The organism is Synechococcus sp. BA-124 BA4 (genome assembly GCF_034931165.1).
In genome coordinates this window covers 1-12,971 of the sequence record NZ_JAYGIA010000118.1, presented here as the reverse complement: position 1 = coordinate 12,971, position 12,971 = coordinate 1, and the positions used below count along the sequence as shown (strand labels likewise).

The window sequence follows — 12,971 nt, the reverse complement described above, 5'->3', positions numbered from 1 at the left end:
CACCTACAACGGCCGCTCGCCCGGTCCGCTGCTGGAGGTGAATGCAGGCGATCAGGTGCGGCTGCTCCTGCGCAACGGCCTCCAGGAGCCCACCAACCTGCACTTCCACGGGCTGCACATCCCGCCCACCGGATCAGGCGACAACGTGTTCCTGACCGTGCCGCCCGGCGGGTCCACCACCTATGCCTTCAAGGTCGCTTCGGACCACCCGGCCGGCCTCTTCTACGTGCACCCCCATCACCACGGCCACTCAGCTGATCAGGTGTTCGGCGGCCTCGGCGGCGCCCTGGTGGTGCGCGGCGATCTGGATCGGATTCCAGAGGTGGCGGCCGCCAGCGAAAGCGTGCTGGTGCTCAAGGACTTCGCCAGCGCCGACGGCACGGCTGAGGCCGGAATGGGGATGGGGATGGAGCGCATGCTCGGCCGGGAAGGTCCACTGCTGACGGTGAACGGGGAGCTCAATCCCGGCCTGGCGATCCCCAGCGGCGGCCTGCTTCGGCTCCGTCTGCTCAATGCCTCCAATGCCCGCATCTACCGCCTCGCCCTGGAGGGCCACCGGCTGGTGCTGATCGCCACCGATGGCGGCGCGATCGCGACCCCTGAGCTCCTCGACGAAATTCTGCTGGCCCCTGGCGAGCGGGCGGATGTGCTGGTGCAGGGCAACCAGACGCCTGGCAGCTACCGCCTGCTCGATCTCCCGTATCAACGCAGTGGTCACGGCGGGATGGGCCAGGTGGCGCCCGCCGCGAACGGCCCCCAGACCCTGGCCACCCTCCGTTACGCCGGAACAGTGGCTCCACTGCCGCTGCCGGCGGCCCTGCTGCCTGTGCCGGCACTGCCGCAGCCGGAGCGCACGCGCCGCTTCTCCCTGGCCCATGCCATGGGGATGGGAATGGGCGGCATGCAACACGGCATGGGGGGCATGGGCGTCGGAGGCATGGGCATGGGCGGCGGGGGAATTGGCGCTGGTGGCATGGGCTTCGTGATCAATGGCCAGCCCTTCGATCCCGATCGCATTGACACCCGGGTGTCGCTGGGCAGCACAGAGGACTGGCTGATCGTCAATGACGACGTGATGGATCACCCCTTCCACTTGCACGTCAATCCCTTCCAGGTGATCAGCCGCGCCGGCCGCCCCGAAGCCCAGCGCCGCTGGAAGGACACCGTGCTGGTGAAGGGGGGCGAGGAGGTGCGGATCCGCGTCACGTTCAGAGATTTCACGGGCCGCACCGTCTATCACTGCCACAACCTCGACCACGAGGATCTGGGGCTGATGGGGGTACTGCAGATCGTCTAGTGGATGGTCTGACTCAGCTCAAGATGATCACGCCCGTAGCCGCCAAAGACACAGGACTCGAATTGATCCGTGAATGCGCCACTTCCTGACCCTGTTGCTGAGCTGTTGGTGGCTGGCAGCCCCGGCGATGGCGGCTGAATTGGAGGCGTGCCGGAACCTGCTGGATCAACGCAATGCCCTGGCCGAGCAGGCCATGAAGGCCGAAATCGCCCTGGTCCGATCCGTCCGTGAGCGAATCTGCCCGGTCCTCAGCCAGCAGGCCGATGGGGCCAATGCCAACGACCGCAACGAGCCGACCATCGACTACCAGGCCCTGATCGTCTGCCGCCACAAGGCGGAAGAACAGCTGCTGCGCAGCCGGCGGGTTCTCTACGTCAACCGCCAGCGGTTCAGGTTCTACACGGCGGCTGGAGCCAAGCTGGCCCAGCAAGCCGATGGGCTGGATCAGGAGTTGCGGGATCAGGAGTGTCCCCAGCTGCGTTGATCAACAGCCTGCGGCCACCAGGTGCCGCCCATGCCGGCCAGACCCTTGACCCTGAAGTGGCTACAGGCTGTTTGATGGGGCTTGGATGGCCTGACCATGGCGGAACCTTGCTGCAGCAGCGGAACCAGCGGGCAGACGGCTGGAGCCACCACGGGGCCGCAGCCGGAGCCGGCAAGCGTCAAGGAAGCGCTGTTTCGGATCAGCGCGATGGATTGCGCCACGGAGGAAGGCGAGATCCGCCATGCCCTCGCAGGTGTTGACGGCATCCGCGGCCTGAGGTTCCTGCTGGCCGAGCGCGTTCTGGCGATCGATGCAGAAGTAGCAGCGCTCAACTCAGCCCTCGCTGCGATCCGCCGGCTGGGATTCAACCCGGAGCCGATCAGCACCGATCAGCGGCCGTCCGCCGCCCAGACCAGTGCAGAACGGCGCCGTGAACGGCTCCGCCTGGGGGGTTCCCTGGCACTGGCACTCACGGCGGAGCTGCTGCATCTGGTCGTTCCCGCCTACCCGGGCCATGAGCTGGTGGAAATCGGGATCGCCATCACCGCGATCGCCCTGGCGGGCTTCTCCGTGTTTCGCAAGGGCCTGGCCGCCCTGCGCCAGGGCCGGCTCAACATCAATGCACTGATGAGCGTGGCGGTCACGGGCGCCTTCCTGATCGGCCGCTTCCCAGAGGCCGCCATGGTGATGGCCCTCTATGCCGTGGCCGAGGCGATTGAAGCGCGGGCGGTGCAGCGGGCCCGCCAGGCGATCACCAGCCTGATGGCGCTGGCTCCCGACGAGGCGGAGATCCGCCAGAGCGATGGCCGCTGGCAACGCGTCTCCGCCAGTGCTGTGGCCATCGGAGATGTGGTGCGTGTCCGCCCGGGCGAGCGCCTGCCGCTTGATGGCACGGTGCTTTCCGGCGAGAGTGCGATCAACCAGGCCCCGATCACCGGCGAAAGCCTGCCGGTCGACAAAGGCCCTGGTGATGAGGTGTTTGCGGGCACGATCAACCAGGGCGGCGCCCTCGAGATCCAGGTGACGGCGCCCGCCTCGCTCAGCACCCTGGCGCGCATCATCCAGGCCGTGGAGGAAGCCCAGGCCTCCCGCGCCCCGATCCAGCGTTTCGTCGATCGCTTTGCAGCCCGCTACACCCCGGCGGTGTTCGTGGTGGCCCTGGCCGTTGCCCTGCTGGCGCCACCCTTGCTGGGTTTCACACCCATGCAGGCGATCTACAAGGCCCTGGTGCTGCTGGTGATCGCCTGCCCCTGCGCGCTGGTGATCGCCACACCGGTCACGGTGGTGAGCGGCCTGGCCACCGCCGCCCGTCGCGGCATCATCATCAAAGGCGGCCTCTACATCGAGGAGGCCCGCAAGATCAAGGTGCTGGCGCTCGACAAGACCGGCACGATCACCCTGGGCCAACCCAAGCTCGTGGCCTTCTCCCCATGGCAAGAAGGGCCAGACGCTGGCGCACTGAAACAGTGGGCCAGCAGCCTGGCGGAGCGCTCCGACCATCCGGTGTCGCGGGCGGTGGCCGCAGGCCTCGATGGCGAGCGGCTGGCCGTGGAGGCCTTCGAGGCCCTCCCCGGACGAGGGGTGCGCGGCCTGATCGCGGGGCGGTCGTTGATGCTGGCCAACCACCGCTGGATCGAGGAGCTGGGGCTTTGCTCCAGCGCGCTGGAGGCGTCGATGCAGGTCCATGAGCGCCAAGGTCGCTCGCTCAGCCTGCTGGCCGATGACAGCGGCGTGCTCGCCCTGATCGCCGTCGCCGACACCGTTCGGCCCAGCTCCGCGGCCGCCATGGAAGCCCTGCGGTCCCTGGGCGTCACCCCGGTGATGCTCACGGGTGACAACGCAGCCACCGCCGGCGCGATTGCGGCCCTGGCCGGCATCGAGCAGGTGAAGAGCAACCTGCTGCCGCAGGAGAAGCTCGAGGCGGTGGCCGATCTGCAGGCCCGCTATGGATTCGCGGCCATGGCCGGCGATGGCATCAATGATGCCCCGGCCCTGGCCCAGGCGGACATCGGCTTTGCGATGGGGGCCGCGGGCACCCACATCGCCATCGAAGCGGCCGATGTGGTGATCATGAACGACGATCTGATGCGCGTACCGGAAACGATCGCCCTCTCTCGCCGCACCCTCACCATCCTGCGCCAGAACATCGCGCTGGCGCTGGGAATCAAGGCCATTTTTCTGTTGCTGACCGTGGCCGGGAATGCCACGATGTGGATGGCGGTCTTCGCGGACATGGGCACAAGCTTGATCGTGATCGCCAATGGACTTCGACTGCTTCGCACTCCCACGCTTGGCAAGATCAAGGGCTGAGCCTGGTCGGGAACGATCAGATCTGAGCCTTGTCGATTCCAGCCGAACGGTTCAACTCCATGAGGATGCCACAGGTCTTCACCTCGTCCGGTTGCTGACAAAGCCCTCTGAGCTGCCGTAGCTGATCCTGGAGTTTGTGCAACTCATTCACGCGGGCATCGACCTCGGCGATCTTCTCGTCCAGCAATTCGTTCACAGTCCGGCAGCTACCGGCTGGTGCGCCCCGCGCCTCGATGAGGTTGCGGACCTCCTCCAGGCTCATGTCAAGGCTGCGGCAGTAGCGGATGAAGCGCAACTGCTCCACATGCCGCGGCGAATAGAGGCGATAGTTGCCATCCGTGCGCTGTGGCAGCGGCAGCAAGTGCTCGCGTTCGTAATAGCGGATTGTTTCGATCTTCACCCCGGTGGACCGTGCCAACTCGCCGATCTGCATGGATTCATCCCCTTGGGTTGGCAAGTCGGGCGGACAAGCCTCCCTGGCGCAACGCTAGGCCCTTGACCCTGAAGCCACTTCAGGCTTTTCAATGGCCGTATCTCAGCCGTTCTCTCCCCCTGTGAGCAGCGCTACGCGAACCAAGCCTCTCTCCAGCCGTCGGGTCGGCCAGGAGCCAGGCCGGCCCTGGGTGCGCCTCACCATGGCCGTGCTCGCCACGATCGGCATGATCGATACCGGCTCGATCACCGCCAAGCGCTGGGGTTGGATCGGCAGCCTCTCCTGTCCGGGCGGCAGCGATGGCTGCGACAAGGTGCTCGGCAGCGCCTGGGGCACGCTGCTGGGCCAGCCGCTTTCTCTCTTTGGATTCCTGGCCTACGCCACGGTCCTCCTGCTGGCCCTGATGCCGTTGCTGCGAGGGGGTCTGCGCGCCCCAGCCTCGGAGGGCAATCGCTGGGCACTCTTCCTCGTCAGCTGCGGCATGGCCGTCTTCAGCTTGGTGCTGATGGGGCTCCTGGTCTTCGAGATCAAGGCCTTCTGCACCTTCTGTGTGGTGTCAGCCGCCCTCAGCCTCGCGCTGTTCCTGTTGAGCCTTGTTGGAGGTGGCTGGATCGACCGCAGCCAACTGATCTTTCGCGGAGTGATGACAGTCCTCCTTGTTGGTCTGCTGGGGTTGGGCTGGGCGGCATCGGCGGACCAGCCTGTCGCTCAAAGTGGACAGGCGGCTCCAGCTGTCGTCAGCGCCAGTTCGCCGGCCAAGATTGCCCTGGCAGAGCATCTGAGCAGCGTCGGCGCCCGGGTGTTCACGGCGTACTGGTGCCCCCACTGCCATGACCAGAAGGAGGCCTTCGGCAAGGAGGCCGCCGCCAAGCTCCAGGTAATCGAATGCGCGGAGGACGGCGCCAACAGCCAGGCGCAGCTGTGCAAGCAGCAGGGGGTTCAGGGCTATCCCAGCTGGCAGATCAAGGGCGTTCTGGATTCGGGCGTCAAGCCGCTGAACACCCTCGCCGATCTCAGTGGCTACACAGGTGCTCGCGACTTCTGAGCTGGCGGTGATCCCTTCCCCAGGGTGGGCTCATGCCAGCCATGCCCCAGCAGGATCGCAGCCACCCTCGCCTTACCCTCCAACTCCGCTGGCGTCGCTTCATGCCTGATGCACCGCTGGGCACGGCCGCCAGCATCGACTCCCAGGTGGTGGACGTTCCTGCCGGCCTGGGCACGGTGCGCACCTTTCTGCGGGTGCTGGGCCCCGGCTACCTGGTGGCAGTGGGCTACATGGATCCGGGCAATTGGGCCACGGATCTGGCGGCCGGCTCCCAGTTCGGCTACCGCCTGCTCTGGGTGATCGGGCTCTCCAGCCTGATGGCGATGGTGCTCCAGTCGCTCTGCTGCCGCCTGGGCATCGCGACGGGGCTGGATCTGGCCCAGGCCTGCAGCCGTCTGCTGCCGCGGTTCTGGCGGATCCCCCTCTGGCTGCTGGCCGAAGTGGCGATCATTGCCTGCGACCTGGCCGAGCTGGTAGGCAGCGCCATTGCCCTGCAGCTGCTCTTCGGCCTGCCCTTGCCCTGGGGGGTGGGCCTCACGGCCGCCGACACGCTGCTGCTGCTGGCGCTGCAGCGCTTCGGGATCCGCCGGCTGGAGGCCCTGGTAATCGCCCTGGTCGCCCTGGTGGGGGGGTGTTTCGCGGTGGAGATGTTCTTGCTGCAGCCCAATTGGAGCCAGATGGGCCACGGCTTCATCCCCCAGGTCGCCAGCCTCAGGGACGGGCAGCAGCTGTTTCTGGCCGCCGGCATCCTCGGGGCCACGGTGATGCCCCACAACCTCTATCTCCATTCCTCGCTGGTGCAGACCCGCCACTGGAGCGCGGCGAAGGGAGCAACGCGCAGGGCCCTGGCCTTCAGCACCTGGGACACCCTGATCGCCCTCAGTCTGGCCTTTCTGATCAATGTCTCGATCCTGGTGCTGGCCGCCGGCAGCTTCTACGGACGGCTACCGCAGCCGGTCACGGATCTGAGCGAGGCCTACCGGCTGCTGACGCCGATGCTGGGCACGTCGCTCGCCAGCGTGCTGTTCGGCGTGGCCCTGCTGGCGGCGGGCCAGAGCTCGACGCTCACCGCCACCATGGCCGGCCAGATCGTGATGGAGGGGTTCCTGCAGATCCGTCTGCCGGACTGGAAGCGGCGGCTGCTCACCCGCGGTCTCGCGCTGATCCCGGCGATGGCCACAGTGATCCTGTTCGGTGAACGGGCCACAACAAATCTGCTGGTGCTGAGCCAGGTGGTGCTGTCTCTGCAGTTGCCCTTCGCGGTGATCCCGCTGGTGTGGTTCTGCGGCCGCCGGGGCCTGATGGGCGATCTGAAAGCACCGCTCTGGCTGCAGGCCGCGGGCTGGATCTGCGCCAGCGTGATTGTGCTGATCAACCTCTCGATGCTGAGCGCGGTGTTGCGGGGCGTCTGAACCGTTGACAAAAGCAGCCTCTCCTCAGACCCATGACGAGCAAAAAACACTGGGACACGATCTGAGCATCCAAGGCCACTGAGTCGTTGAGCTGATACCAGAGGCACCACGGTGACCAAGCGGCTGGATGCCTAGAGCTTCATACCACCACAAGCTGCAGCAAACCGCGCTCCAATCCCACGAGTGCGGAGACACCGATCAGGGGCAACACGCCCCAGGGGAAGCGCAGCAGCAGGGTCAGCGACATGAAGATCAGGAAGAGTGCAAGGGCATCGAGCTGGCCAGTGTTTTCCCCATCTGGGCCTGCTCTGATGGCTGGTCAGCGCCACCAGGTCAGCGAGGTGCTGGACTTCTGGTTCGTGCAGAGCCGGCCGCGCCAGCCGTCGACAGCAGCATGTAGTGGCGCGGGGGGAGGCGAAGACCATTGGGGGAGAGAGGTTGACGGGAGGTGGTCAGGCGCCTTCTCACCGAGACGCCCCAAGGCGGCATCCCGCCAGCTCAGCCTGGACCCTGCTGATCCGTTCAGCCCAGGGCCTGTTTGAACGCGAACAGCCCAAAGGCGATGAACAGGCCACCGCTCAGCCGATAGAGCAACTGTTCGCTGATGCGACCTCCGATCCACTTGCCGGCCCCCACCGCCAGCCAGGTGACCAGGGCGTGGCCGACCAGGGTGCCCGCCAGCAGGCCCGCGAAGGTGAAGGCCGGTGCGGTGGCCAGAAAGATGGTGGTGAACTGGGTGCGATCGCCCAGCTCGGCGATGAACACCAGCACGAAGGCCTCCCAGATCACCGCCCAGGTGGTGCTGATGCGGCGCCGGCTCTCCGCCTCATCAATGGCCTGCTGGGCTTCCTGCTCCTCCTCGTCCGCCTCATTCGCCTCCATGCCCTGGGCGTCGACGAGCAGCTTGAGACCAAAACCGACGAACAGCGCCGCCGCCAGCCACGGCACCACCGTGGCGGGCAGCAGCTCCCGCAGGCCGTAGCCCAGACCCAGCGAGATCAGGGTGACGGCCGTGAGGGCTGCAAAGGCGCCGATGAAGACATCCCGGCCGCGGTGACGCGCCGCCAGGATCAGCGCCATGAAGAAGGTCTTGTCACCCAGTTCGGCCAGGGTGATGGCGGTGAAGCTTGCCCCAAAAGCTGCCACCGCTGGATCGGAAGGAAGAGGAGTGCTAATCGCCGCAGGTTGCGCCGCAGCTCATGAAGAAGTCATGAGGTTTGCGGCGGATCCACGGCAGTTGGCAGCTCCACCAGCAGTACGCACAGGCCGGGCCGGCTCTCGCCGAGGCGTAGCTCACCGCCGTGGCGGCGGGCGATGGCGCGGCCGATTGCCAGTCCCAGCCCGCTGTGGCCGCCGCGATCGGCGCCACTCCAGAAGCGATCGAACACCTGCTCCCGCTGGGCCGCCGGGATGCCGGGCCCCTGATCGCGTACTGCCACCTGCACCTGCCGTTTCGTCGTTGTCACGTCGAGGCTCACCCGGCCTCCCTCGGGGCTGTGGCGAATGGCATTGAGCACCAGGTTGGTGAACAGGCGCAGCAGTTCCTCGCTGTCGCCCTCCACCAGAACGCTGTGCTCTTCCGGCGCGGGACTGAGCCGCAGCTGGATCGCGCGCGCGGCCGCCTGGGGTGCGTAGCAGCGGATGAGATCCTCCAGCAGTTCCAGCAGATCGAACCGCTGCCAGTCCCGAGGTCGCCCGTCACTGCCGTCGCAGCTCTGCTGCAGCCGGGCCAGGGTCAGCAGATCCTCCAGCAGCTCGCCCATCCGACGGCTGAGGCGGTCGAGCTCAGGCCAGGCCAGGCCGGGGTGTGGGCGCAGTTCCAGCGGCACCCCCGCCAGCAGGGTGCGCAGGGCCGTGAGTGGATGGCGCAACTCGTGGGAGGCATCGGCGGTGAAGCGCTGCAAGGCACGCAGCTGCTCCTGCATGGGGAGGAAGGCAGCCCGCAGCATGCGGCGGCCCGCCAACAGTGCCGCCAGAGCGGTGACGATGCCACCTAGCAGCAGACCGCGGCGCAGCCGTTCCAGATCGGCGAGAGCGGCACGGTCCGAGAGGGCCACCCGCACGTAACCAAGCCGTTGTTCCGTCGAAGTTGCGCCCGCCGCCTGGGGGAGGTTGTTCCCACTGGGATCGGCCCCAGCGTGCAGCGGCTCCGTTTGGACCACCTGAACGAGGCTGACGCCACCCGGCCAGCGCTGCCAGCTCGGGGTGGAGGTGGACTGTGGCAGTGCCTCTTGCATGGCCGGCACGGCCAGGAAGCCCTGTTCGCTGAGCAACTGGCCTGTCGTGTCGAACCATTGCACCCGCTGCTGAACCAACGCCGGAACGGCGATCCGCTGCGGACCGGCCCGGAACTTGGCACGCCCTTCCGCCTCGCCCAATTCATGGGCGATCAGGGGCAGCTGGGCCGCGGCCGTGGCGGCCAGCTGGCGCAGCTCGGTGCGCTGGTCCTCGCCCCGCTGCACAGCGATGCCCCAATAGAGGGTGCCGGAGAAGGACAGCAGCAGCAGCAACGCGAAGCCGCCACCCTGCAGGAGGAGCCGGCGTTTGAGCTGCAGCGGATCAGTCGGTAGCGCTTGCGTGGAGCCGGTAGCCATGGCCATACACCGTTTCGATCAGGTTCGGATCACAGCCAGCGGCAGTGAGCTTCTGACGCAGGTTGCGCATGTGGGCCCGTAGGGCGTCCTCGCCGACGACGCGGCGGCCATCGCCGCAGGCGTGCAGCAGCTCACTCTTGCGGCAGCTGGCGCCGCGGGCGCGCAGCAGCTGCTCCAGCAGCAGGGCCTCCTTGGGGGTGAGCTCCAGGGGATGCCCACGCACCAGCGCCACGGTCTGACCGGGCTGGAGCGCCAGCGGCCCCCAGCACAACTGGCTCTGCAGGGGGCGATTGGCGCGGCGCAGCAGGGCCGCCAGCCGCACCCGCAACAGCTCGGGATCGAAAGGCTTGACGACGTAGTCATCGGCGCCTCCCTCGAAGCCGAGCAGCTTGTCGGTGCGTCCATCACGGGCGGTGAGCATCAGCACCAGCGGCTGATGGCACGGCAGCCGGCGCAGCTGCCGGCAGAGCCTCAGGCCGTCGGTGTCGGGCAAGCCGAGATCGAGCAGCACCAGATCGAAGCGCTCCTGCTCCAGCCAGCCCATCGCCTCGCCCCCCGTGCCGGCGACCTCAAGGCCATAGCCCCACTGGAGCAGCAGCCGTTGCATCGCGTCCTGGAGGGTCGGGTCGTCCTCGACGAGCAGGAGCTTCATGGCCGTCCCACTCCCTGATCAGAGGGCTGCATCCGTCTGAGCCGCGCTCTCAAGTTGCAGCGTGCTCTTGCCGATTCCAAACGCTTCCAGCCGTCGCCGGGCCGAGGCCAGGAGCTGATCCCGGCTGAGACCCTCACGCTGCAGGCGAACGGGATCAATCACCATATGAGCGGTAAGGGCTGTGCGGGAGGTGCTCAGCCCCCAGACATGGAGTTCCTCCACCTCAAGCACTGAAGGCAGCGACGCGAGAGCCTGCTCCACCTCAATGAGATCGACATGGCGCGGGGCGGCGTCGAGGGTGAGGGCGAGCGCTTCGCGCAACAGGCCCAGGGCGCTCCAGATCACCGCGGCCCCCACGCCGATGGCCGTGACAGCATCGAGCCACAGCCAGCTGGTGGCCCCCACCACCAGGGCGCTCAGCAGCACCGCCACCGAGACGGCGGCATCGGTGAGTAGATGCAGCACCGCCGCCCGCTGGTTGAGGTCGTGGTGGTGGTCGTGGCCGAACAGGCGGGCCGAGAGCAGGTTGATGGCGATGCCGGCGGCCGCCGCCCAGGCCACCGGGCCCACGATCAGCGGCACCGGGTTGAACAGACGCTGGATCGCTTCCACCACCACCACCGCACCGGCCGCGAAGATCAGCAGGCCGTTCACCAGCGACACGATCTGGGTGCTGCGGCCGAATCCGTAGGTGAAGCGCCCGCGGGCCGGCCGGCGGCTGAGACGATCCGCCCCCCAGCCCAGGGCCAGGCCGACCACATCGCCGAGGTTGTGGAGGGCATCGCCGATCAGCGCCAGCGAGCCGAAGCCAAAGCCCACCACCAGCTGCAGGGCAGTGAGGCCGCTGTTGAGGGCGATGCTCCAGCGGAAGGCCCTTCCGGCGCGACCGTCTGGTTGGTGGCCATGGCTGTGGTCGTGATGGTGATCATCGCCAGGCCCATGGGGGTGATCGTGAGGTTCTGCTCCGTGCCCGTGCTGGCCGCCCATGGCTCAGGTCTCCTGCTGGGCCGTCAGGTAGAGGGCGATCATCTCCTCCATCCCCTGCTGGGTGCGGCCATGGGGCCTGAGGCCCTTGGCGGCCCAGACCCGATCGAGCTCCATGCGCAGCTCTTCTGGAATCCAGCAGGAGAGCAGCACCTTGCCTTCTCGGCTGGAGGAACAGCGCTTGGCGGCCATCGACACCCCCGTGGTCATTACCAAACTGTATACATGTAGATGACTTGGTCTGCCCTCCCTTGACCACTGCCGTCCAATCCTCCAGATCCGCTCACCGCCGTTCCTACCTCTGGCGTCATGGCGGGCGAACCCTTGAAATCGCCATGACGGACCAGGGGGGCAGCGGCCCGGCCTGGTTGCTGCTGCCGGCGCTGAGCACGATCTCCAGCCGTCAGGAATGGCAGCCCTTCTGCGATGCCATTCCTGACGGCCCGGGTGAGCCATCCGAGCGACCCCGGCTGATCAGCCTTGACTGGCCAGGGTTCGGGGAGAGTGATCGGCCTCGGCTGCCGTACGACGCCGAGCTCCTGGCCCTGTTCCTGGCTGATGTCCGACGCGAGGTCTGCCCGACCGACTGTGGTCTGATCGCCGCTGGCCATGCCGCCGGCATCGCCCTGCTCGCCGCTGAGCACCATGGCCTGGAGTTTCGCGAGTGGGTGTTGGTGGCCCCCACCTGGCGCGGGCCGCTGCCGACGATGGCCGGCCCCGTAGCCGCGCTTTCCCGGCGATCCGTTCCCTGGTGGAGGCGCCGCTGCTCGGGCCCCTGCTCTACCGGCTCAACACCACCACAGCCATGCTCGGCTGGATGAGCCGCCGCCACGTGGATGTGGCCGGTCACGGCCTGAGCCCCGAGGGCCTTGCTGCGCGGCAGCGGATCGCCCGCCAGCTGGGGGCACGTTTCGCCAGCTCTTCCTTCGTGACCGGAGGCCTCGATCCCTACGACGCCCCCCAGGGCTGGCTTGAAGCAGCACAAGACCTGAAGAGTCCGCTGACGGTGGCGATCGCCGACCAGGCGCCGCCGAAATCCCTTGCAGCGATGCAGGCCCTGGCGGCGGTGGCCGATCACACCCTGCATCTCCCCGGCCGGCTTGGGGCCCATGAGGAATGCGGGCGGGAGCTGGCCGCCCTGCTCCGCCGATGCTGAGATACCTGGCCCCCCTGCCCCGTGGTGTGTGTCTGGTGGGCCTGATCAGCCGGGTGAGAGGCAAGTCAGTGGCCAGCTGACAACCGGACCATGAACACGGCTCCCTGTCCTGCTGCAGACCGAACAGTGATCGCACCGCCATGGTGACGTGCGATCGCCTGAGCGATGGCTAACCCCAGGCCCGTGCCCCCCTGCTGCCGGGATCGGGCCGCATCAAGCCGGGTAAAGCGATCGAAGATCCTCGCCTGCTGATCGACGGGGATTCCAGGGCCACTGTCGCTGATGGCCAGCACAACCTCCCGGCCCTGCTTGTCCAGCCTCACGTCGACAACACCGTCTGCCGGGGTGTAGTGAATGGCATTGTTGAGCAGGTTGATCACGAGTCTGCTGAGCTCCGATTCAACGCCCAGAACCCTGGCGCAAGGGCTGAGGTGCTCCGCCTTGAGGCTGACCTGAGCAGCAGCGGCCACTTCACTGTGTCAAGCGACATCCGGAATTGGTCCTCCGGCGACACGAAATCTGGCCCACCCTGTGGGGCTTGAACCCCGGCTTGTTGACGCCGTAGCCGGCGCCGGTAGGTCTTGCTCATCAGTCGTTGGGTATG

The 12,971-nt window shown here is 67.2% G+C and carries 14 protein-coding genes; 7 read left to right on the top strand and 7 right to left on the bottom strand.

Going from position 1 to position 12,971, the window contains the following annotated elements; translation table 11 throughout:
• The 3 genes from VB734_RS14175 to VB734_RS14165 all read left to right on the top strand — a co-directional run.
• Positions 1-1,297, top strand: a 1,297-nt coding sequence (locus tag VB734_RS14175; protein ID WP_323243588.1) for a multicopper oxidase family protein, incomplete at its 5' end; no start/stop codon positions are given.
• Between the two features lie 73 nt (positions 1,298-1,370).
• Complete coding sequence (locus VB734_RS14170) at positions 1,371-1,781, top strand: hypothetical protein (protein WP_323243587.1); 411 nt, start codon at positions 1,371-1,373, stop codon at positions 1,779-1,781.
• Positions 1,782-1,877: 96 nt separating this feature from the next.
• Positions 1,878-4,091 carry a heavy metal translocating P-type ATPase gene (locus VB734_RS14165; protein ID WP_323243586.1) on the top strand — a complete coding sequence of 738 codons (2,214 nt, stop codon included), beginning with the start codon at positions 1,878-1,880 and terminating at the stop codon, positions 4,089-4,091.
• 16 nt (positions 4,092-4,107) lie between these two features.
• Here the strand turns inward: VB734_RS14165 and cadR are convergent, their stop codons facing one another.
• The gene (cadR, locus tag VB734_RS14160; RefSeq protein ID WP_323243585.1) at positions 4,108-4,524 is read right to left on the bottom strand and encodes a Cd(II)/Pb(II)-responsive transcriptional regulator; all 417 of its coding nucleotides are present in this window, start codon (positions 4,522-4,524) and stop codon (positions 4,108-4,110) included.
• 121 nt (positions 4,525-4,645) lie between these two features.
• Between cadR and VB734_RS14155 the strand changes: the two genes are divergently transcribed.
• Positions 4,646-5,569, top strand: a complete 924-nt coding sequence (locus VB734_RS14155; protein ID WP_323243584.1) for a vitamin K epoxide reductase family protein — start codon at positions 4,646-4,648, stop codon at positions 5,567-5,569.
• 101 nt (positions 5,570-5,670) lie between these two features.
• Entirely contained in the window at positions 5,671-6,981 is a 1,311-nt protein-coding gene (locus tag VB734_RS14150; protein ID WP_323243583.1) for an Nramp family divalent metal transporter, read from the top strand.
• Between the two features lie 522 nt (positions 6,982-7,503).
• Here VB734_RS14150 and VB734_RS14145 read toward each other — a convergent pair.
• The 5 genes from VB734_RS14145 to VB734_RS14125 all read right to left on the bottom strand — a co-directional run bounded on the left by VB734_RS14145 (position 7,504) and on the right by VB734_RS14125 (position 11,421).
• Positions 7,504-8,127 carry a TMEM165/GDT1 family protein gene (locus VB734_RS14145; RefSeq protein WP_323243582.1) on the bottom strand — a complete coding sequence of 208 codons (624 nt, stop codon included), beginning with the start codon at positions 8,125-8,127 and terminating at the stop codon, positions 7,504-7,506.
• Positions 8,128-8,189: 62 nt separating this feature from the next.
• Complete coding sequence (locus VB734_RS14140) at positions 8,190-9,575, bottom strand: HAMP domain-containing sensor histidine kinase (RefSeq protein ID WP_323243581.1); 1,386 nt, start codon at positions 9,573-9,575, stop codon at positions 8,190-8,192.
• Positions 9,541-10,227 carry a response regulator transcription factor gene (locus tag VB734_RS14135; RefSeq protein WP_323243580.1) on the bottom strand — a complete coding sequence of 229 codons (687 nt, stop codon included), beginning with the start codon at positions 10,225-10,227 and terminating at the stop codon, positions 9,541-9,543. Before VB734_RS14135 ends, VB734_RS14140 begins: the two co-directional genes overlap by 35 nt.
• Before the next feature lie 18 nt (positions 10,228-10,245).
• Complete coding sequence (locus VB734_RS14130) at positions 10,246-11,214, bottom strand: cation diffusion facilitator family transporter (protein WP_323243579.1); 969 nt, start codon at positions 11,212-11,214, stop codon at positions 10,246-10,248.
• Between the two features lie 3 nt (positions 11,215-11,217).
• The gene (locus tag VB734_RS14125) at positions 11,218-11,421 is read right to left on the bottom strand and encodes a hypothetical protein (RefSeq protein WP_323243578.1); all 204 of its coding nucleotides are present in this window, start codon (positions 11,419-11,421) and stop codon (positions 11,218-11,220) included.
• 125 nt (positions 11,422-11,546) lie between these two features.
• Between VB734_RS14125 and VB734_RS14695 the strand changes: the two genes are divergently transcribed.
• Positions 11,547-12,032 (top strand): alpha/beta fold hydrolase, encoded by a 486-nt coding sequence (locus VB734_RS14695; protein ID WP_416238060.1) that lies wholly within the window; start codon positions 11,547-11,549, stop codon positions 12,030-12,032.
• Positions 12,029-12,367 carry a hypothetical protein gene (locus VB734_RS14120; RefSeq protein WP_416238059.1) on the top strand — a complete coding sequence of 113 codons (339 nt, stop codon included), beginning with the start codon at positions 12,029-12,031 and terminating at the stop codon, positions 12,365-12,367. The genes VB734_RS14695 and VB734_RS14120 overlap by 4 nt, the downstream gene beginning before the upstream one ends.
• 65 nt (positions 12,368-12,432) lie before the next feature.
• On the opposite strand, the gene VB734_RS14115 is transcribed toward VB734_RS14120, so the two are convergent.
• Positions 12,433-12,837, bottom strand: coding sequence for a sensor histidine kinase (locus VB734_RS14115; RefSeq protein ID WP_323243576.1), 405 nt, complete (start codon positions 12,835-12,837; stop codon positions 12,433-12,435).
• Positions 12,838-12,971: the final 134 nt, after the last annotated feature.